Consider the following 18,505-nt stretch of genomic DNA (forward strand, 5'->3'; position numbering starts at 1 on the left):
CGCTCACTCCTTCGCGAGCCGCTCCTCGAATTTCTGCAGGTCGATCACACCGCGCACATGCGTGCCTTCGCCGATCACCCGAACGCCATCGTGGGCCTTGACGTTGAAGCGGACGAGCCGGCCCTCGATGCCGACGACGAACGCGGTCGCCGTCACCGTGCGACCGATCGGCGTCGCGGCGAGATGCTTGATGTTCACCTCGGCGCCCACTGACACCCAGCCCGCCGGCAACAGGGGATGGATCGCGTTGGCGGCAGCCACCTCCATCAGGTAGATCATCATCGGCGTGCCGTAGACCGCCGGCATCGTCGGCAGGTGATGACGCACCGTGAGTTCGTCACGCACGACGACGGACTCCTTGCCCTGCAGGCCGACATGGAGGGATTCGAGGGGGTTCATGGACAGGCTCCGGTCATGGTGTGGCGGTTGCCGCTGCGCTGTCGTCACGTTCGCGCGAGGGCGGCTGCGGGGATACGTGCAGGTTCGGATAGACGACGCCGGGTGTGGCATCAGGTGCCGCGGTCGCGCCCCTGTTCTTCGGCGCGCCGCTTGGCATCGATGCGAGAAACGCGGCGAGCAGCGCAGCGATGACGACGGCCCCCATCAGCATCCGCCGTCGACGCTGCCCGGGCCGATAAGGACGGTCCATCGCCTCGGCGCGCGCCAGCGGCGGCAGGTCGTTGAGATCCTTGCGGGTCATGACGCAGTGTAAAGCCGCGCCATCCACGAGAGCGGCTGCCCTCACTGCCCTCACGCCGATCCTGCGATCGGCGTCGCGTCGACGTCGACGTCGATTCGGACATGTCGAAACGGTAACGCTGCGTCACGGTGTACTGATTCACGTACGCAAACGATGGCGCGGCACTGCCCACATCGGACATCCGATTCGACTGTTGGCCGAGCGCGTGAGTTTCATCACGAGGTGTTCGTCGCGAGCTCTTGCCGCGTGGATCGGCGAGGCTTCAGAGTAGCGCCATGCTGTTTGCGCCTACCCAGCCGATCGCCAGGAACTCCTCGTCATGAAGACCGTCGCACTCACAAAATACCCGAAGGTCCGGATCAAAGGCGAAGACAAGTACGTCACCGACACGGCTGCAGTCCTGAGCAACCAGATCGACAAGGTCACCGTCGGCACCGCCTTGCTCGGCGCAATCAACGGCACGGCGTATACGGTCACCGTCGAGAACACGACGCCGGCGGAAGGGAATTATTGTTCGGCGACGTGGGCGGGTACCGCCAAGATGATCACGGCAATCGAGCAGAACGACGCCGCAACGTTTCAACGCGAAGTCGCGGCTTCGCTGGCCACGGCGAAGCGCCGCGGAATCACGCTGGAACATCTGGGTCGGCAGCTGGCCAACGGTCTGACTCCGGTGACCTACCAGGCCATGAACAACGCGGTCCGCAACACGTCGAACATCGTCATCGGACGCGGGCGATCAGGCGCGCAGGCCCAGGAAGACATCGGCGCCCGCATCATGAAGTGCATGGGCTGGCTGCAGGAATGCGCCGATGGACGCATTCCGTTGGCGAAACTGCCTGCGGGATGGAAGTGGGATCTACCGCGCCTGCTGCGCGACCACCTGACGCCGGGTACGGGGTGCCATACCACGGTCGGCTTCGATCCCTACAACGAGCTTCCCTGCTCCTTGGATCCTGCGATGCGCAAGCGTCCTCCGGCGTTCGGCCTGGCGCACGAACTGGTGCACGCCCTTCACAACATGAAGGGCGTGTCCATGGACATCAAGAACGCGAACAACGAAAGCCTGGAAGAAGTCATCACCACCGGGCTGCCGCCGTACAACTTCGAAGAGTTCTCGGACAACAAATTCCGCGCGCACTTCAGTTCCACGTCGCTGCTGCGCATGAAGTACTAGGGTCGCATCCTGCGGCGCGCGCTCGGATGCGAGGCGCGCCGCGCTCGAGGCGTCGCGGCCCTCTGGTTCGCAGACCCAGCGCTAGAGATAGTGCTGCCACCCGAGCCACAGGAACGCGAACGCGCCGATCAGCGTCGCCGGCACGCCGGTCATGTACGCGACGTACACGATCTTGTTCGGCAGCGATCCCTCGGCCACCAGTCCGCGTGAGCCGCTGGCGGCCGCGAGCGTCATCGCCAGCGCAATGCCGTAGCTGCCGATCACGATGCCCCACATGGCGACCTGCGCCGCCACGCCCGGCATCGCCCACATCCGCAAGGCCACGCCCATCGCGATGGTCATGACGCCGGTTGAGCAGAGGCCGGTATGTGCGGCCCGCCAGGCGTCGACCTTGCGCGCTTCTGCACCGCGCACGATGCCGAACAGGAAGGGAAAGCCCGACAGCAGGCCGATGATGAGGACGACGGCGCCGTGAAAGATCATGGGTCGGTTTCCGGGCTCTTTGCTTGCGCAGCGGCATTGCTGCTGCATCCAGATTCGCGAGCGGGCGCCGAGTGGGCAATTACCCATGACGTAATCGGCGCCGAACACCGCTAACCTTTCGGCCATCCCGGCATCCCTTCACGGAGAACCCCGACATGCTGCTGCTCGTCCTTGGTGTGCTGCTGTGGTCAGGCGTCCATCTGTCCGTTGCGATGGCCCCGGCGCAGCGCACGCGTCTCGTCGCGCGCATCGGGCTGCGTCCGTACAAGGGTCTCTTCGCGCTCACGATCGTCGCATCGCTCGTGCTGATCGTGATCGGCTGGCGCTCCACGCCGCCGACGTCCGCCTGGCTGCCGCCGGCCGGGATGCGTCATCTGACGATCTTGCTGATGCCGCTCGCGGTGATCCTGTTCACGAGTTCGCGCGCGCCCACCGACATCAAGCAGTTCATCCGCCATCCGCAGCTCACCGGCGTGAAGCTCTGGGCGGTGGCGCACCTGCTCACCAACGGCGAAGTGCGCTCGCTGGTGCTGTTCGGCGGACTGCTGGCCTGGGCCGTCGTCGAAGTCATCTTCATCAATCGCCGCGACGGTGCACGCGTCAAGCCGCCGCGGGTGGGCGGGTTGCGCACCACCATCAGCGCGCTGATCGGACTGCTCGTGACCGGCGTGCTGGTCTTCGCCCATCCGTGGTTCGCCGGCATGCCGGTGCTCGCGCTGCGCTAGGGTTACGGTTTCCCGATATTCCAGAGAGGAGAGGACTGTGTTCGAGATCACCCGCCAAGCCGACGTCGTCGTGTTGTCCATGCGTCACGGCAAGGCGAATACGATGGATGTGGAATTCTGCGAAGGGCTGGCCCGGCAGTTCCGCGAGCTGGACAAGGATCCTTGCCGCGCGATCGTGCTGGTGGGGCAGGGCCGCATCTTTTCGGCCGGTGTCGACCTGCTGCGCATCGTCGACGGCGGCCACGCTTACGTGCAGCGCTTCCTGCCGGCGCTCAGCGCCATGTTTGATGCGGTCTTCGAATGTTCCAAGCCGGTGATCGCGGCGGTCAACGGTGCATCAATCGCCGGCGGCTGCGTGCTGGCTTGTGCGGCGGATCATCGGATCATGGCCGAAGGCGCGCGCACCGGCGTGCCGGAGCTCAAGGTCGGCGTGCCGTTCCCGACCAGTGCGGCGGAGATCATGCGGTTCACCGTGACGCCGCAGTACCTGCAGAGCGTGCTGTACGGCGCAGGCACCTACGCCGGGGCCGATGCCCTGCAGCGCGGGCTCGCGGACGAGATCGTGGCGCCGGAAGCCGTTCTCGAGCGCGCGACGGCGCTGGCGGCGTCATATGCGGAGTTGCCGCCGAAGGCGTACGCGCTGACCAAGCGGCAGCTGCGCGAGGGCACGATCCGCCGGATCCGCCAGGACGGCCCCGCCTACGACAGCGAAGCGCTGGCGCAGTGGTCGAGCGCGGAAACCGGCGCCGGCATTCGCGCGTACATCGAGAAGACGTTCAAGCCGGCGAAGTAGACGTCGCTCGTAGCCCGGACGAAGTCCGGGGTTTTTCTCGCAAACGGGGACGACCCCGGACTTCGTCCGGGCTACGGGTTGCGCTACTCGTCTATCACTTCCGCATTCAGATCGTGCTCATCGGCGCCGATCACCTCGGCCTTGACGATCTGGCCCGGCTTCAGCGGGTCGATGCACGACAGATACACCTTGCCGTCGATTTCCGGTGCATCGGCCCAGGAGCGGCCGGTGACGACGTGGTCCTCGCCGATCTCGTCGACCATGACCTCGATCGTCTTGCCGATCTTGGCCTTGAGCTTCTTCTTGCTGATCTTTGCCTGCGCCTTCATGAAGCGCGCGAGGCGATCTTCCTGCACGTCGGGCGGCACGTGATCCGCCAGCTCGTTGGCACGCGCGCCTTCCACCGGCGAGTACGTGAAGCAGCCCACGCGATCGAGTTGCGCGGCCTGCTGCCAGTCCAGCAATTCCTGGAACTCGGCCTCGGTTTCACCCGGGAAGCCGACGATGAACGTGCTGCGCAACGTGATGTCCGGGCAGATGCGGCGCCACGCGGCGATGCGCTCGAGCGTGTTCTCGGCGAAGGCCGGGCGCTTCATGCGCTTCAACACGCTGGGGCTGCCGTGCTGGAACGGGATGTCGAGATACGGCAGGACCTTGCGCTCCGCCATCAGCGGAATGATCTCGTCGACGTGCGGGTAGGGATAGACGTAGTGCATGCGCACCCAGACGCCCAGCTCGCCGAGGCCCTTGCAGAGATCGAGCATCGAGGTGCGATATTCCTTCTCGCGCCAGGTGCCCTTCTCGTACTTGATGTCGACGCCGTACGCGCTGGTGTCCTGCGAGATCACCAGCAGTTCCTTGACGCCGGACTTCACCAGCTTCTCGGACTCGCGCAGCACGTCGTCGATGCGACGCGACACCAGCTTGCCGCGCATCGACGGGATGATGCAGAAGCTGCACTTGTGATTACAGCCCTCGGAAATCTTCACGTAGGCGTAGTGACGCGGCGTCAGCTTCACGCCGATGTCGTCGCCCAGCCCGCTGCCACGGCGGCGCGCGGCCGGCAGCAGATCCACGAACGGGTCGTACTTGGGCGGCACCGCGAGGTGCACGGCGTCCATCACGGCCTTGTAGTTCTGCGGGCCGCTGATCGACAGCAGGTCCGGGAACTTCTCTCTGACCACGTGGCTTTTCGGGCCGGTGCCCAGGCAGCCGGTGACGATGACCTTGCCGTTCTCCGCCATCGCTTCGCCGATGGCGTCGAGCGATTCGGCCACCGCGGAATCGATGAAGCCGCAGGTGTTCACGACCACCACGTCGGCTTTGTCGTAGCTGGGGACCGTCTCGTAACCCTCCGCGCGAAGCTGCGTCAGGATGCGTTCGGAATCGACGAGCGCCTTGGGGCAGCCGAGCGAGACGAAACCCACCTTGGGGGTCTTGGACCGGCGGCGCGGCGTGGCAACAACAGGGCTGGACATCAGGGGCAGGGGAAGCGGCGGCGCGGCATTGTACGGCCCCGGTCCCCGTCCCAGCCCGGAAAATCGCCTCACCGCGTTGCTGGCGCGGACGGGCGGCGACGCTTCCGGCCGCTTTTCAGGACGATCGGGATGCAGCCACGGACGGGAGCGGAGGGCGTCGCCGACAGGCTCCGGCGACGATGCCGCTCGACCTTCGAGGTGCCCGGCCATGGCCGTCTTCAAGCCGTTTCATGCGTTCCTGCTGGGCTCCGGCGTGCTGCTCGCAGCTCTGGGTCTGGCTGATCCGGAGGCGCACGCCGCGCTGCAACCGGGGTTCCCCGCGCCTGCGTTCACCCAGGTCGTACCGCAAGCCTGGCTCAATTCCAGGCCGCTGACCTGGGCGGACCTGCACGGCAAGGTCGTCGTCCTGGAGTTCTGGACCTTCGTCTGCTGGAACTGCTACCGCTCGATTCCCTGGTTGCAGACGCTGCACGGGAAATTCGGCAAGGACCTCGTGATCGTCGGCGTCCACACCCCGGAACTCGCGCAGGAGTACGAACTCGATCGCGTGAAGGCCAAGCTCCAGGAATTCGCGATCACCGATCCGCAGATGATCGACAACGATTACGGCTACTGGAAGGCGATGCAGAACCGCGCGGGGCCGGCTTTCTACCTGATCGATCGCAAAGGGCAGGTGCGCGCGCGGCACATCGGAGAGACGCATGCGGGCGACCGCAGTGCGAAGGCAATCGAGGCGGATATCCGGGCCCTGCTCGCAGAGCCCGCCGACTGACCCGTAGCCCGGGTGCAACCCGGGGATGGTCCCGCTCGGCGAGCGAGATCCCGGGTTGCACCCGGGCTACGGGGGGTCAGGCCTGCCGCAAGCCCGCCAGCTCGCGCACCGCCACCGACAACGCCGCATGGTCATGCGCGCCCGAGGTCTGCATCTCGGTGAGCCGGCCCAGCGCCGACTCCAGGCGTCCCGCGCGGGCCTTGGACCACACCTCGATCCCGCCCGCGGCCAGCGCTTCGCGGGCCAGATCCCGCAAGGCGCGGTAGGCGTCCTCGCGCAGCTTGCTGCGCGCCAGGGCCTGCCAGGGGCCGGTGACCTTCAGGTGGGCGATCGCCGGCAGCAGCCACGGCAGGCGCAGGCGGCCGCCGAGCTGGAAATAGGTGGCCGCGGCATCTTCCAGCGACACCTTGGCGTGCCCGGCCATGTCGGCGATGTCCGGCGCGCTGCCCAGCACCTTGGTCGCGGTCAGCCGCCGGGCCAGCGCGTTCGGCACCGCGTCGCCGATCAGGGCCGCCAGCTGGCGGTCGTACTCGTCCCGATAGGTGCGCGGCAGCACGTCGGGCAGCATCTTCTCGAGCCGTGTCAGCGCCGGTGCGTAGCGCGACACCAGGGCGCCGAGATCGAGCGGAGGCGCGTAGCGGGCCGACACGATCCAGGCGGCAACGTGGCGCACCAGATCGGCGGTCTGGTGAGCGCAGCGGATCGTCACGGCCGCGGGCAGGCGGTCTTCGTTTTCGTCGATCGCGCGCCAGTACTCGCCGGCGCCGACGATGTCGTGTGCCGCCGCGTAGGCGCCCAGCACCTCGCCGAGCGGGACGCCCTGATCCTCGGCCAGGCGATGCGCGAACGAGGCGCCCATGCGGTTGACGACGTCGTTCGACAGCATCGTGGCGACGATCTCGCGCCGCAGGCGATGGTGTTCGATCGTGGGCCCAAAGCGCTCGACCAGCGCATGCGGGAAGTTGTCGAGCAGCGCCTGGCCGAAGTAGGGGGCGTCCGGCAGCGCGCTGTCCAGCGCGGCCGCATTGAGCGACATCTTCGCGTACGCCATCAGCACCGCGATCTCCGGGCGCGTCAGGCCGCGTCCCGCGCTGCGGCGCTGCTGCAGCAGGTCGTCGTCCGGCAGGCCCTCCAGCGCGCGATCCAGCCTGCCCTCGCGCTCCAGGCGCCGGATCAGCGCGACGTGATCGTCCAGGTGCATCGCGGCCTGGGCCTCGATCAGGCTGATCGCGCCCGACTGCACCTCGCTGTCACGCAGCACGAACGCCGCCACCTCGTCGGTCATCGCGGCCAGCAGCCGGTCGCGATCGGGCCGCGACAAGCTGCCGCCAGTCAGCGCCTCGTTGAGCGCGATCTTGATGTTCACCTCGCGGTCGGAGCAATGGACGCCGCCGCTGTTGTCGATCGCGTCGGTGTTGATGCGCCCGCCCTGGCCCCCGGCGCCGCGCAGTGCGTACTCGATGCGTCCCGCCTGGGTGAATCCGAGGTTGCCGCCTTCGCCGACGACCCGCGCGCGCAGGTCGCGACCGTCGACGCGCACGCCGGCGTTGCCGCGGTCCTGCGCCTCCTCCTGGCCCTGGTGGCTGGCCTTCACGTAGGTTCCGATGCCGCCGTTCCAGAACAGGTCGACGGGTGCGCGCAGGCAGGCGCGGATCAGGTCGTTCGTCGGCATCGTGCCGGGCTCGATGCCGAGCGCACGCGCTGCCTCGGGCGAGACCTCGACGCGCTTCGCCGTGCGCGGGAATACACCACCGCCCTTCGAGATCAGGCTCGCGTCGTAGTCGGCCCACGACGATCGCGGCAGCGCGAACAGGCGCTTGCGCTCGTCGAAGCTGCGCTTCGCGTCCGGTTCGGGGTCGAGGAAGACATGACGATGGTCGAACGCCGCGACGAGGCGGATGTGCGGCGACAGCAGCATGCCGTTGCCGAACACGTCGCCGGACATGTCGCCGACGCCGGCCACCGTGAAATCTTCGCGCCCGATATCGGTGCCGAGTTCGCGGAAATGGCGCTTGACGCTCTCCCAGGCGCCGCGCGCGGTGATGCCCATCTTCTTGTGGTCGTAGCCGGCCGAACCACCGGAGGCGAAGGCATCGCCCAGCCAGTAGCCGTACTCGGCGGCCACGCCGTTGGCGATGTCGGAGAACGTCGCGGTGCCCTTGTCGGCGGCGACGACCAGATAGGGATCGTCGGCGTCGTGGCGCACCGTGTCCTTCGGCGGCTCGATGTGGTCGCCCACGCGGTTGTCGGTGAGATCCAGCAGTCCGCGCAGGAACGTGCGGTAGCACGCGACGCCATGGGCCATCCAGGCTTCACGATCGGACGGCGACGGTGCGCGTCGCGCCACGAATCCACCCTTGGCGCCCACCGGCACGATGACGACGTTCTTCACCTGCTGCGCCTTCATCAGGCCCAGCACCTCGGTGCGGAAATCCTCGCTGCGATCCGACCAGCGCAGGCCGCCGCGCGCCACCTTGCCGCCGCGCAGGTGCACGCCCTCGACATCGGGTGAACTCACCCAGATCTCGTACAGCGGCCGCGGATGCGGCAGCTCCGGCACCTTCGACGCGTCGATCTTCAGGCTCAGGCAGGCCTTCGGATGGCCTTGCGCATCGCGCTGCCAGAAATTGGTCCGCAGGCCGGCGCGCACCACGGATGCGAGCACGCGCAGCACGCGATCCGCATCCAGGCCGGCCACGGTATCGAGTGCCTTGTCGAGCGCTTCGGAGGCTTCGTTCTCGAGATCTGCCCGCTTCGCCGCTGCGAGAGCCGGATCGAAGCGGCGCTCGAACAGGCGCACCAGCGCGCACGCGACGTCCGGGCTCATCGAGACGATGCGCTCGATGTCTGCGCGGCCGTACGGCAGGCCGACCTGGTTCACGTAGCCGGCGAGCATTCTCAGGATGCCGACCTGCGATGCATCGAGCGCGGCTGCCAGTACCAAACGATTGAGGGCATCGTTCTGTTCGCGTCCCAGCAGGACCTGCGGCAACAGCCGCTCGGCTTCGTCTGCGGAGGCACGCGTCGCGCCCGCGGGGATCTCGACCTCGAAGTCCTGGATCCACGCGGTGTCCCCATCCCGGGACTTCACCGGCTCCGGGTCCTGGCGCAGCGTACGAATGCCGAAATGCTGCAGTACGGGCAGGACGTCCGACAGCGCGAGCGGCTCCCGCCACGCGAACAGCTTCATGCGCGCAGTGGTCCCGCCCGGCACGAGCGCGGCAACGACGGGGGTCTGACGGTCCAGGCCGGCCAGCCGCGCCGTATCCGCCGCGACATCCGCTATCGGCGTGCGTTCGAGGTAGGCGGGCGTGAACGCCTCGCCGAAGCGATCGACCAGTTTCGCGACGTCGACGACCTGCCGCTCCCCGAGTGCAGCCCGCAGTTGTTCGCGGAAAGGCCGCGTCATGCGCAGCAGGCGCTGCTCGATCTGCGCGGCGGGCGTCTTGAGCTGCGTGCCGGCCGGCGTGCGCACCTGATACTGGATGCGCGCGAAACCGCCGCGCAGGAAGTCGACACTGCGCTCCAGCGACTGCCCGCCGATGGCCTGCAGCAGCTCGTTGCCGATGCGGTCGCGCAGCTCGCGGGAGTAGCGTTCGCGCGGCACGTACACCAGTGCCGAAAAGAAGCGGCCGTAGCGATCGCGGCGCAGGAACAGCCGGAGATTCTGTTGTTCGCGCAACTCGTGGATGCCCATGCACGTGGCGAGCAATTCCGATTCGCTGGACTGGAACAGCTCGTCGCGTGGATAGCCGCCGAGGATGTCGCGCAACGCCTTGCCGCTGTACGCGTGCAGGTCCAGGTGCGATTCGCCGAGCACGCGTTCGCACTTGCGCCGGATCAGCGGAATAGCCCACGGAGCTTCCTGGTACGCGGCCGCGGCGAACAAGCCGACGAAGCGCGTGATGCCGGTGACGCGGCCATCCGCGTCGAAGTGCTTGACGCTCACCACGTCCAGCGGCTCTTCGTGACGGATCGGCGCGCGCTGCAGCGATTTGGTGACGACGATCACGCGCGCCGAGTCCGCGTAGCGATCGAGCTCTTCGCGCGGGGCGATCAGCGCATCGGTATCGGCGAGCGCGCAGCCTGGCCGCGCCAATCCGAGCCCCTGGTCGGGCAAGGGTTCGAACCGCGTGCGACCGTCGCCTTGCTGGACGGTGCGCGATTCGGACGAGGCCATGAACGTGAAGCGATTGGCGTCGATCCAGTTCAGGAACTCGCGCGCCTCCGAGTATTCCGCGGCATCGCCGCCCGCAGGAACCCGCGCGAGTTCGTCGACGTGGGCGCGCAGGCGAGCGCGCATCGAGGGGTAGTCGTCCACCGCGATGCGTAGCTGCGCATGGCGCGCTTCGAGCCGTTCGCGAAGTGAATCCAGGCTTGCCGCGTCCGGCGATCCGTCGAAGTCGACCAGCATCCACGACTCGAGAACGGCGCCCGCATCGGCGGCCGGTTCGCTGTTGCTGCGCGCCGAGAGAAGGACGCCGTCGGCGTCGCGTTGCACGCGCAGCACCGGGTGCAGCATCAGGCCGGCCGCCATGCCGGCTTCGCGCAGCACCATCAGCGTGGTGTCCACCAGGAACGGGCGGTCGGCCATGCAGGTTTGCAGACGCACCGTGCCGTCTGCATCGCCGGGGCCGATTTCGACCCTGTCGACTCCCGACGCACGCTGACGGAACCGGTCACGGTGGGCGAGCGCCATGTCGCGGAGCGCCGCCGGTGTGCGCGTACCCAGAACCTCGGGCGCCGTCGACGCGAAGTACGCCCGCAGCCAGGCCCGATCGGCCGGAGAGGCGGGTTGCTCGATCACATCCACGGTGCCTGCCCTGTCGCCATCGCTCACGGTCCGGGTCGCCTGCGGGGGGTTGGGCAACGGGGCGCAGGTTCCGTTCCCACGCGGCTCTCGATGGAGCAGGTGCTACGGGTTTGCCCCCGCCCTGCGCGTGGGAGGAAGGCACCGACGTCGCCGCTAGAATGGCTGCTGCCACGACCGGACCGAACCATGAACCTGTACGACCGTTACGTAATGCCGCTGCTGATCGACGCCTGCTGCGGCATGAAGGACATCCAGAAGCAGCGAGCCCTGCTGATTCCGCGTGCCAAGGGGCGCGTGCTGGAAATCGGGATCGGCACCGGCCGCAACCTCGGTTTCTACGACGCCAGCAAGCTCGAATCCCTGCAGGGTCTGGATCCTGCCGACCAGATGAATCCCAAGGCCGAGCAGCGTGCGCGCGCAGCCGGCCTGAAGGTGGAGCTGCTGACCTTGTCTGCCGAGGAGATTCCCGCGCCGGACGCCAGTTACGACACGGTGGTCTGCACGTTCACGTTGTGCACGATTCCCGACCCGGTCAAGGCGCTCAGGGAAATGCGCCGCGTGCTCAAGCCGGGCGGCGAACTGCTGTTCTGCGAACACGGGCGTTCGCCGGAGGAGCCGGTGCAGCGCTGGCAGGATCGGCTGACGCCGTGGTGGAGGCCCATTGCCGGCGGCTGCCATCTGAATCGCGACGTGAAGACGATGCTGCGCGACGGCGGCTTCGCGACGCGCGAGATCGAATCGAATTACCTGAAAGGTCCGAAGCCGCTGGTGTGGGTGACGCGCGGCGTCGCGATCGCCGCCTGACGTGGCGCGAAGCCCGAAGCTCGAAGCACAGCTGAGCATCCGTCCCGGCGCGGGCGCGCCGTTCCGCAAGCGCTGGATGGATCTGCTCGGCAGCCTCGAGTCGGAAGGTTCGATCACCGCCGCGGCCAAGGCGGTGAAGCTCAGCTACAAGGCGGCGTGGGATGCCATTGCCGCGATGAACAATCTCTCCGACGCCGTGCTCGTCGAGCGCAGTGTCGGCGGCAAGGGCGGCGGCGGTGCGCGTCTGACGCCGCAGGGCAAGCGCCTGGTCGCCACGTTCCGCGCCGTCGAGGCGGAGAGCGAACGCTTCGTGCAGCGCGTCAACCGGCGCGTGCAGGACAAGGCGGACATCGCGACCTTGGGACGCATGACCTTGCTGACGAGTGCGCGCAACCATTTCGCGGGTCGCATCGCGTCGATCACCAAGGGTGCGGTGAACGACGAGGTGGAATTGAAGCTGCCCGGCGGAAACCGCATCGTCGCCACGATCACCCGCGAGAGCACGCAGACGCTGGGCTTGAAGAAGAACGGCGAGGCCATCGCGCTGATCAAGTCGTCGTGGATCATTCTGGGCGTCGAGGACCAGAGCCAGGGCGCTCCGACGATGAAGCTGTCCGCTCGAAACTGCCTGCGCGGAATCGTCAGCCGCATCACGCGCGGCGCCGTGAACAGCGAAGTCGTCGTGGATCTCGGCTCAGGCTCCTCGGTCGTCGCCGTGGTGACGAACGCGTCGGCCAAGGCACTTGGGTTGGCGCCCGGAAAGCCGGCGCAGGCGATCTTCAAGGCCTCCAGCGTGATCCTCGGCGTACCTGGCTGACGAAACCGTAGCCCGGACGAAGTCCGGGATTCCCGGTGGGTGTCGCGTACATATGGACGGCTCCCGGACTTCGTCCGGGCTACGTGAGGAAGGAGCTTCCGTAGGCTGGGATGGAGCGTAGCGAATCCCAGCAGCAAGGTGACTTGCCAACGCGACGCCGGGATTCGCTGCGCTCCATCCCAGCCTACGCCGCGATGCGGCGAACTAGGCCTTGGGCGCAGCGTCCTTCTCGAGCGCTTCCTTCAAACCCGCCGGAAGCTTGAGCTGTTTCGCCAGCTCGTCGAGATAGGCGCGCTCCATGAAGCTCTGCGAATCCGCCGCCAGCAGGCTGGCGAGATACATCTCCGAAGCCAGCTCGGGGGTCGTCGCGGCAGCCGCGATCTGGGCCGGGTCCAGCGGCCGCGCGATTTCCCGCTGCAGCCAGTCGCGGGTTTCGACGTCGTCCGCGAGGTTCGCCAGTTCCCGCTGGACCAGTTCCCGTTCGCGTTCGTCGATGTGGCCATCGGCCTTTGCCGCAGCGATCAGGGCCTGCAGGATGCCGCGGCTGTGCGCCTCGGCCTCGGCGGAGGGCAGCCGATCGAGCGTACGCGTGGCGGCGGGCGCCTGCGGGCTGTCCTGCGGCTGCTGCCGCTGCCAGTCGGTGTAGGTGCGATACGCCAGCGCGCCCAGTGCCGCGGCACTTCCGTACTTGAGCGCGCCGCCGCCCATGCGCTGGATCCCCTTGTTCCCGAGCAGCAAGCCCAGCGCGCCACCGGCGAGCGCGCCCTTGCTGAAATCGGACACCTTGATGCCGCCGCCGGGAGCACCACCCCGCGTCGCCTGGCTCAGCAGGGATTGGCCCGAGGCGAGAAGTTGGTCGAGCAGATTCTTCGTGTTCATGAGGGTCGGCGATGATGGACAGCGGTATAGACCCGCGTACGTCGCCGGAATTCCATGGCGCATCGACACGGGCACGCCACATGCGCTGTCCCTATCCCCGAATCAGGAGTACCGAAATGATCAAGAAGGCATCTGCGGTCTGGAAAGGCGGCCTGAAAGACGGCATCGGATCGATTTCCACCGAGACCGGCGTGCTGCGCGATGCGCCTTACGGATTCAAGGCACGCTTCGAAGGCGGCAAGGGCACCAATCCCGAGGAACTGATCGGGGCCGCCCACGCCGGCTGCTTCTCGATGGCGCTGTCGAAGATTCTCGGTGAGGCGGGCCTCACGGCCGAACGCATCGAGACCCACGCGGAGATCACGCTGGACAAGGTGGGCGAAGGTTTCGGGATCACCGCGAGCCACCTGATCCTGAAAGCCAAGGTGCCCGGGGCGAGCGCCGAACAGTTCAAGGAGTTGGCCGAGAAGGCGAAGGCCGGGTGCCCGGTGTCGAAGGTGCTCAACGCCAGGATCTCGCTGGACGCGACGCTGGAAGCGTAGCGGCGCGCTAGGAGAGCGTTCCGTTCTCCATGCGAAGGACGCGGTCGGCGAGATAGTCCACCTCGGCCATCGAGTGCGTGACGTACAGCATCGGAATGCGCGTTTCGTCACGCACCCGTTTCAGGAACGGCAGGATCTGCTGCTTGAGGCGGTCGTCGAGCGCCGACAGCGGCTCGTCCATCAGCAGCAGTCGCGGCGAATAGAGCAGCGCGCGGCCCAGGGCGACGCGCGAGCGCTCTCCACCGGAAAGCTGGACCGGCCGGCGTTCCAGCAGCGGCTCGATTTCGAGCAGCGACGTCACGTGTCCGAGTTCGAATCGGCGAGCGCCCGGTTCCAGGCGGCGATACCCGTACAGCAGGTTGTCGCGCACGCTCAGGTGCGGAAACAGTTGCCCGTCCTGGAACACGAGCCCGAAATGGCGTTTCCACGCGGGCAGGAAAGCGCGGGTCGTACTGTCCGCCAGCGTCTGGTCGCCGAAGCGGATCGATCCTTCCTGTGGCCGCAGCAATCCCGCGATCAGCGCCAGCAGCGTGCTCTTGCCGCAGCCCGAAGGGCCGCAGATGCCGGTCGTCCCCGGCTCGATCTGCGCGCGCGCCGCCAGCACGAACTGCGCACGCCGGAACTTCAGGTCAATGGCGAGCATGGCCGTGATCCAGATAGCCGAGCCGCTGCTCTGCGCGCCGGTTCGCCAGATGTGCGATCAGCAGCGCGCCAGCCGCCAGCAGGATGGACAGCACCGCCAGCCGCCAGGCCGCGGCCTCGCCATCCGGCACGTGCGTGTACGAGTAGATGGCCAGCGGCAGGGTGCGCGTCTCGCCCGGGATGTTGCCGACGAAGGCCATCGTTGCGCCGAATTCGCCGAGGCTGCGGCTGAAGCACAGCACGGCGCCGGCCAGGATGCCGGGCGTCGCCAGCGGCAGCGTGATGCTCAGCCAGACGCGCCACGGCGGCGCACCGAGCGTCGAGGCGGCCTGTTCCAGACGTGAGTCGATCATCCGGAACGCGAGCCGCACCGGTTGCACCATCAGCGGAAAGGCCATCACCGCCGACGCGATGACCGCGCCCTTCCACGTGAACGCGAGGCGGATGCCGAAGTGCTCCAGCAGCCAGCTTCCGATCGGACCCTGCGTGCCCAGCAGAACCAGCAGCAGGTAGCCCGGCACCACCGGCGGCAGCACCATCGGGAGCTGGACGAACATCTCCACCAGGAACTTGCCGGGAAAGTTGCGCCGCGCCAGCCACCACGCGGTGGCGATGCCCAGCGGCAGCGACAGCACGGTCGCCCACAGCGCGACCTTGGCGGACAGCCGCAGCGCGACCCACTCGTCGGGGGTCAGCACCACGCGGACCGCTCAGCGCGTTGCCGGGGTGAAACCGTATCGGCGGAAGATCGCCTGCGCTGCATCGGACTTGAGGTATTCGAGAAAGGCGCCGGCCTGGCTGCCTGCGCCGCCGACGAGGGCGAAAGGATAGACGATGGGCTCGTGGCTTCTCGCCGGGAAGCGGCCGACGACTTCGACCTTGTCGCTGATCGCGGCGTCGGTGGCGTAGACGATTCCCAGCGGGCATTCGCCGCGCTCGACGAAGGCCAGCGCCGTGCGCACGTCGTCGGTGCCGACGATGCGCGGCGACATCGCGCCCCACCAGCCCAGCGCCGTCAGTGCCTGCTTGGCGTAGGTGCCGACCGGAACCACGTCGGGTTCGCCGGTGCAGAGCTTGCCCTTGTAGGCGCCCGCCAGGTCGAAGCCCTTGTCGACGGTCAGCGGGAACGCCTTGCCCTTCGGCACGATCAGCACCAGCTCGTTGCCGAGCAGCTCCACGCGCGTCGCGGCGTCGATCTTCTTGCGCTGCGCGAGATAGTCCATCCACTTGCGGTCGGCCGAGGCGAAGACGTCCGCTGGCGCGCCGTTCTCGATCTGCTTGGCCAGTGCCGAGGACGCCGCGAACACCAGGGTCGCCTTCGGATGACCGTCCTTCTGCCAGGCCGTGGCGATGTCGCCCACGGCGTTGGTCAGGCTCGCGGCGGCGTAGACCCTGACCGCGTCCTCCGCGTGCAGCGTGACGGGAAGCAGGAGAAGACAGAACAGAGCGTGACGGAGGAATCGCATGGGCGCGGCTTGCAGTGGATACGCTATGTACCGTTATATATAGCGATCATCCTGTCAAATTCGCATCGGGGAGAAGTCCATGTCGTCGAGGTCAAGGCTGTTGTCGGTGGTCGTTGCCGCGTTGTGCGCTGTCCAGCCGGTCGCCTCGCGCGCCGCCGACGAACTGCTCGAGACGCTCGCGCAGAAGGGTGTGATCTCGATGGAGGACTACGAGAAGCTGAAGGCGCAGCGCAAGACCGCGCCGACGGTCATCACCGACGACGGATTCCGCATCGCGACCGGCGATGGCGGCTGGTCGGTGCAGGTCGGCGCGCTGCAGCAGCTCGACTTGGCGGCGTACAAGGACGACAAGATCGATCTTGCCGACGGCACCGAGATGCGGCGCTCGCGCCTGTCGGCGGCCGGCACGTTCCTGAAAGACTGGCAGTACCGCGTGGAATACGAATTCGCGACCAGTTCGGCCGCGCTGACCGACGCCTACGTGACCTACAACGCGTACAAGCCGGTGCTGGTCACGCTCGGCCAGTTCAAGCCGCCGTTCGGCATGGAGGCTTTGTCGCAGGACAAGAGTGCGACGTTCATGGAGCGCGCGCTGCCGTTCTACCTGGTGTCGCCGGTCGTGGTGCGCGCACCGGGCGCGATGCTCTCGTCGTCGGGCACCAACTGGAGCGCCGCGGGCGGCATCTTCGGCGAACCCATCGGCAACGCCCAGAGCGGTGACGAGGGCTACGGCGCCGCGGCGCGAATGAGCTTTGCGCCGCTCTTCACCGGCAGCCGCATCGTGCACCTGGGCCTGAGCGGCCAGTGGCGGGACCCGACCCAGGACAACAGCAGCAACACCACCGGACAGAAGTTCGACACCGTGCGCTTCCGCGCGAAGCCGGAGTCCAACATCCTGGCGCAGCGCTTCGTCGACACCGGTGAGCTGACGGACGTCAAGAGGTACACCTTCGCCGGCGTCGAGTTCGCGGCGCAGGTCGACGCGCTGTCGCTGCAGTCCGAGTACCAGCAGGTGAGCGTCAAGCGCGGCGCGCCGGCGAATCTCGATTTCGATACCTGGTACGCGCAGCTCGCCTACACGCTGACCGGCGAGGCGCGCCCGTACCGTGTCGACCGCGGCGTGTTCGAAGGCATCAAGCCCGCGAAGAACTTTGCCCGTGGTGCCGGCTGGGGCGCGTTCGAAGTCGCGGCGCGCATCAGCGAACTCGATCTGACCGATGGCCCCGTCAACGGCGGCCGCGAGCGCAACGCGACAGCCGCGGTGAGCTGGTACCTGAATCCCTTCCTGCGTGTCAGCGCGAACTACGTGAAGGTGCTGGACGTGAAGGGAGGCGCATTCGACGGCGAGGAGCCGTCGGTCTGGCAGATGCGGCTGCAGATCGCGATCTGAGACTCCCTCTCTCCCACGCATGAAGGCGCGTGGGGAGAGAGAACGGCCGTAGCCCGGGCGAAGCCCGGGGTTGCGCTCTGTATGCGAGGGGAGTCCCGGGCTTCGCCCGGGCTACTTTCAGCCTTTGCTTGCCAGGATCTGCTCGACCATCGGTTCCATCTTCGTCAGACCCGCGGCGCGGCCATAGGCCAGCGCGTCGGCGTTCGACTTCCCCTTCACCCAGGCCTCGCGCAGTGCGAACAGTCCACCGACGCGGTTGCTGCTCGCGCAATGCACGATCGTGGGCTGACCGGGGGCCGTGGCGAGCGCTGCATCGAGCTTGCGTGCGTTTTCCTCGGTGAGGTCGCCGGCGCCCGCAACCGGGATCAGCGTGTAGCGCAGGCCGAGCTTGGCGGCGAGTGCGGCTTCGTCGAAGCCCGCGTCTTCATTTTCCGGGCGCAGGTTGATCACGTGCTTGAGACCTGCCGCGGCCATCGTGGCGAAATCGTCCGCCGTGGGCTGGCCGCCGGTGATGAGGTCGGGCGAGGGCGCGCCGGCAAAGGGGAACTGAACATCGGTGAGCTTCGTCATGGGTTCTCCTGGGAATGGTGAATCTTTCTTCGAATGAATGCGTTTGTGTGCATGCCGCCGGTGCGCGACGGCCCGGCTATGCGTATTTCGCCAGCAGTCTGGCTTTCTCGGCGATGCGCACGCGGATGTCCTTCGAGCTGGCGGCCTCGCCGATCTCCATCTCGAGGCTGCAGGCCATCATCTCGTAGAACGCGCGATCGAGCGCCTTGCGTGCGGCCGACAGTTGCTGCGCTATGGCATCGCAAGGCAGATCCTGTTCCATCATCGTCAGCACGCCGCGGATCTGCCCCTCCACGCGGCGCAGACGGTGCATCACTTCCTGCTGGTGCAGACCCTGTCCGTTGATCGCGCCGGAAGGCTTCGACGCGCGCTTCGCGGTTGCCCGCGGCGCAGTCGTTTTCTTCTTTTCCACATACCCCATGGTGTATCCTCGGATCGATCGATTTCGACCCGG

The 18,505-nt window shown here is 67.3% G+C and carries 19 protein-coding genes; 8 read left to right on the forward strand and 11 right to left on the reverse strand.

All coding sequences use genetic code 11. The features are described from left to right. Nucleotides 1-3 precede the first annotated feature (3 nt). Nucleotides 4-399 (reverse strand): thioesterase family protein, encoded by a 396-nt coding sequence (locus DFR24_RS21830; RefSeq protein WP_133883586.1) that lies wholly within the window; start codon nt 397-399, stop codon nt 4-6. A 13-nt stretch (nt 400-412) separates the two neighbouring features. Then, nucleotides 413-700: a hypothetical protein gene (locus DFR24_RS21835; RefSeq protein ID WP_133883587.1), complete on the reverse strand. Its 288-nt coding sequence runs from the start codon at nt 698-700 to the stop codon at nt 413-415. A 319-nt stretch (nt 701-1,019) separates the two neighbouring features. On the opposite strand from DFR24_RS21835, the gene DFR24_RS21840 reads away from it, so the two are divergent. Continuing rightward, complete coding sequence (locus DFR24_RS21840; protein ID WP_133883588.1) at nt 1,020-1,877, forward strand: M91 family zinc metallopeptidase; 858 nt, start codon at nt 1,020-1,022, stop codon at nt 1,875-1,877. 81 nt (nt 1,878-1,958) lie between these two features. Here DFR24_RS21840 and DFR24_RS21845 read toward each other — a convergent pair whose 3' ends face one another. Then, nucleotides 1,959-2,360 carry a hypothetical protein gene (locus DFR24_RS21845; protein WP_133883589.1) on the reverse strand — a complete coding sequence of 134 codons (402 nt, stop codon included), beginning with the start codon at nt 2,358-2,360 and terminating at the stop codon, nt 1,959-1,961. Nucleotides 2,361-2,515: 155 nt separating this feature from the next. Here DFR24_RS21845 and DFR24_RS21850 point away from each other — a divergent pair, with 155 nt between their 5' ends. Both DFR24_RS21850 and DFR24_RS21855 read left to right on the forward strand, forming a co-directional pair. Beyond that, the gene (locus DFR24_RS21850; protein ID WP_133883590.1) at nt 2,516-3,085 is read left to right on the forward strand and encodes an NnrU family protein; all 570 of its coding nucleotides are present in this window, start codon (nt 2,516-2,518) and stop codon (nt 3,083-3,085) included. A 37-nt stretch (nt 3,086-3,122) separates the two neighbouring features. Continuing rightward, nucleotides 3,123-3,878 (forward strand): enoyl-CoA hydratase/isomerase family protein, encoded by a 756-nt coding sequence (locus DFR24_RS21855; protein WP_133883591.1) that lies wholly within the window; start codon nt 3,123-3,125, stop codon nt 3,876-3,878. Between the two features lie 83 nt (nt 3,879-3,961). Here DFR24_RS21855 and rimO read toward each other — a convergent pair whose 3' ends face one another. Then, complete coding sequence (gene rimO, locus DFR24_RS21860; RefSeq protein WP_133883592.1) at nt 3,962-5,356, reverse strand: 30S ribosomal protein S12 methylthiotransferase RimO; 1,395 nt, start codon at nt 5,354-5,356, stop codon at nt 3,962-3,964. A 208-nt stretch (nt 5,357-5,564) separates the two neighbouring features. Between rimO and DFR24_RS24575 the strand changes: the two genes are divergently transcribed. After that, complete coding sequence (locus tag DFR24_RS24575) at nt 5,565-6,128, forward strand: redoxin domain-containing protein (RefSeq protein WP_162851374.1); 564 nt, start codon at nt 5,565-5,567, stop codon at nt 6,126-6,128. A gap of 76 nt (nt 6,129-6,204) precedes the next feature. On the opposite strand, the gene DFR24_RS21870 is transcribed toward DFR24_RS24575, so the two are convergent. Then, nucleotides 6,205-10,968, reverse strand: a complete 4,764-nt coding sequence (locus DFR24_RS21870; RefSeq protein WP_133883594.1) for an NAD-glutamate dehydrogenase — start codon at nt 10,966-10,968, stop codon at nt 6,205-6,207. Nucleotides 10,969-11,127: 159 nt separating this feature from the next. Between DFR24_RS21870 and DFR24_RS21875 the strand changes: the two genes are divergently transcribed. Both DFR24_RS21875 and DFR24_RS21880 read left to right on the forward strand, forming a co-directional pair. Beyond that, complete coding sequence (locus DFR24_RS21875) at nt 11,128-11,745, forward strand: class I SAM-dependent methyltransferase (RefSeq protein ID WP_133883595.1); 618 nt, start codon at nt 11,128-11,130, stop codon at nt 11,743-11,745. A 1-nt stretch (nt 11,746) separates the two neighbouring features. Next, complete coding sequence (locus DFR24_RS21880; protein WP_246051755.1) at nt 11,747-12,562, forward strand: TOBE domain-containing protein; 816 nt, start codon at nt 11,747-11,749, stop codon at nt 12,560-12,562. A 204-nt stretch (nt 12,563-12,766) separates the two neighbouring features. Here the strand turns inward: DFR24_RS21880 and DFR24_RS21885 are convergent, their stop codons facing one another. Further along, nucleotides 12,767-13,441, reverse strand: coding sequence for a tellurite resistance TerB family protein (locus DFR24_RS21885; protein WP_133883596.1), 675 nt, complete (start codon nt 13,439-13,441; stop codon nt 12,767-12,769). 116 nt (nt 13,442-13,557) lie between these two features. On the opposite strand from DFR24_RS21885, the gene DFR24_RS21890 reads away from it, so the two are divergent. Further along, a complete protein-coding gene (locus tag DFR24_RS21890; protein ID WP_133883597.1) occupies nt 13,558-13,983 on the forward strand; it encodes an OsmC family protein in 426 nt (141 codons plus the stop codon). A gap of 7 nt (nt 13,984-13,990) precedes the next feature. Here DFR24_RS21890 and DFR24_RS21895 read toward each other — a convergent pair whose 3' ends face one another. Genes DFR24_RS21895 through modA form a run of 3 tightly spaced genes read right to left on the reverse strand, consistent with a single transcriptional unit; the run spans nt 13,991 to nt 16,091 of the window. Continuing rightward, complete coding sequence (locus DFR24_RS21895; RefSeq protein ID WP_133883598.1) at nt 13,991-14,626, reverse strand: molybdenum ABC transporter ATP-binding protein; 636 nt, start codon at nt 14,624-14,626, stop codon at nt 13,991-13,993. Then, the gene (gene modB / locus DFR24_RS21900; protein ID WP_366518975.1) at nt 14,613-15,323 is read right to left on the reverse strand and encodes a molybdate ABC transporter permease subunit; all 711 of its coding nucleotides are present in this window, start codon (nt 15,321-15,323) and stop codon (nt 14,613-14,615) included. The genes DFR24_RS21895 and modB overlap by 14 nt, the downstream gene beginning before the upstream one ends. 12 nt (nt 15,324-15,335) lie before the next feature. Continuing rightward, nucleotides 15,336-16,091: a molybdate ABC transporter substrate-binding protein gene (gene modA, locus DFR24_RS21905; RefSeq protein WP_133883600.1), complete on the reverse strand. Its 756-nt coding sequence runs from the start codon at nt 16,089-16,091 to the stop codon at nt 15,336-15,338. A 79-nt stretch (nt 16,092-16,170) separates the two neighbouring features. On the opposite strand from modA, the gene DFR24_RS21910 reads away from it, so the two are divergent. After that, nucleotides 16,171-17,481, forward strand: coding sequence for an OprO/OprP family phosphate-selective porin (locus DFR24_RS21910; protein WP_133883601.1), 1,311 nt, complete (start codon nt 16,171-16,173; stop codon nt 17,479-17,481). A gap of 117 nt (nt 17,482-17,598) precedes the next feature. Here the strand turns inward: DFR24_RS21910 and DFR24_RS21915 are convergent, their stop codons facing one another. Beyond that, nucleotides 17,599-18,051, reverse strand: a complete 453-nt coding sequence (locus tag DFR24_RS21915) for a beta-lactamase hydrolase domain-containing protein (RefSeq protein ID WP_133883602.1) — start codon at nt 18,049-18,051, stop codon at nt 17,599-17,601. A 76-nt stretch (nt 18,052-18,127) separates the two neighbouring features. Next, complete coding sequence (locus tag DFR24_RS21920; protein WP_133883603.1) at nt 18,128-18,472, reverse strand: metal-sensitive transcriptional regulator; 345 nt, start codon at nt 18,470-18,472, stop codon at nt 18,128-18,130. Between the last annotated feature and the right edge of the window lie 33 nt (nt 18,473-18,505).

Origin of the sequence: Panacagrimonas perspica, from assembly GCF_004364935.1 — a bacterium.
GTDB classification, from domain to species: domain Bacteria; phylum Pseudomonadota; class Gammaproteobacteria; order Nevskiales; family Nevskiaceae; genus Panacagrimonas; species Panacagrimonas perspica.

Excerpts from the sequence above, each read along its gene's own strand:
- DFR24_RS21915 (WP_133883602.1), bottom strand. The coding sequence starts at position 18,051 with ATGACGAAGCTCACCGATGTTCAGTTCCCCTTTGCCGGCGCGCCCTCG.
- modA (WP_133883600.1), bottom strand. The coding sequence starts at position 16,091 with ATGCGATTCCTCCGTCACGCTCTGTTCTGTCTTCTCCTGCTTCCCGTC.
- DFR24_RS21850 (WP_133883590.1), top strand. The coding sequence starts at position 2,516 with ATGCTGCTGCTCGTCCTTGGTGTGCTGCTGTGGTCAGGCGTCCATCTG.
- DFR24_RS24575 (WP_162851374.1), top strand. The coding sequence starts at position 5,565 with ATGGCCGTCTTCAAGCCGTTTCATGCGTTCCTGCTGGGCTCCGGCGTG.
- DFR24_RS21920 (WP_133883603.1), bottom strand. The coding sequence starts at position 18,472 with ATGGGGTATGTGGAAAAGAAGAAAACGACTGCGCCGCGGGCAACCGCG.
- DFR24_RS21910 (WP_133883601.1), top strand. The coding sequence starts at position 16,171 with ATGTCGTCGAGGTCAAGGCTGTTGTCGGTGGTCGTTGCCGCGTTGTGC.
- DFR24_RS21845 (WP_133883589.1), bottom strand. The coding sequence starts at position 2,360 with ATGATCTTTCACGGCGCCGTCGTCCTCATCATCGGCCTGCTGTCGGGC.
- DFR24_RS21835 (WP_133883587.1), bottom strand. The coding sequence starts at position 700 with ATGACCCGCAAGGATCTCAACGACCTGCCGCCGCTGGCGCGCGCCGAG.
- DFR24_RS21885 (WP_133883596.1), bottom strand. The coding sequence starts at position 13,441 with ATGAACACGAAGAATCTGCTCGACCAACTTCTCGCCTCGGGCCAATCC.
- DFR24_RS21890 (WP_133883597.1), top strand. The coding sequence starts at position 13,558 with ATGATCAAGAAGGCATCTGCGGTCTGGAAAGGCGGCCTGAAAGACGGC.
- DFR24_RS21875 (WP_133883595.1), top strand. The coding sequence starts at position 11,128 with ATGAACCTGTACGACCGTTACGTAATGCCGCTGCTGATCGACGCCTGC.
- DFR24_RS21895 (WP_133883598.1), bottom strand. The coding sequence starts at position 14,626 with ATGCTCGCCATTGACCTGAAGTTCCGGCGTGCGCAGTTCGTGCTGGCG.
- DFR24_RS21840 (WP_133883588.1), top strand. The coding sequence starts at position 1,020 with ATGAAGACCGTCGCACTCACAAAATACCCGAAGGTCCGGATCAAAGGC.
- DFR24_RS21830 (WP_133883586.1), bottom strand. The coding sequence starts at position 399 with ATGAACCCCCTCGAATCCCTCCATGTCGGCCTGCAGGGCAAGGAGTCC.
- rimO (WP_133883592.1), bottom strand. The coding sequence starts at position 5,356 with ATGTCCAGCCCTGTTGTTGCCACGCCGCGCCGCCGGTCCAAGACCCCC.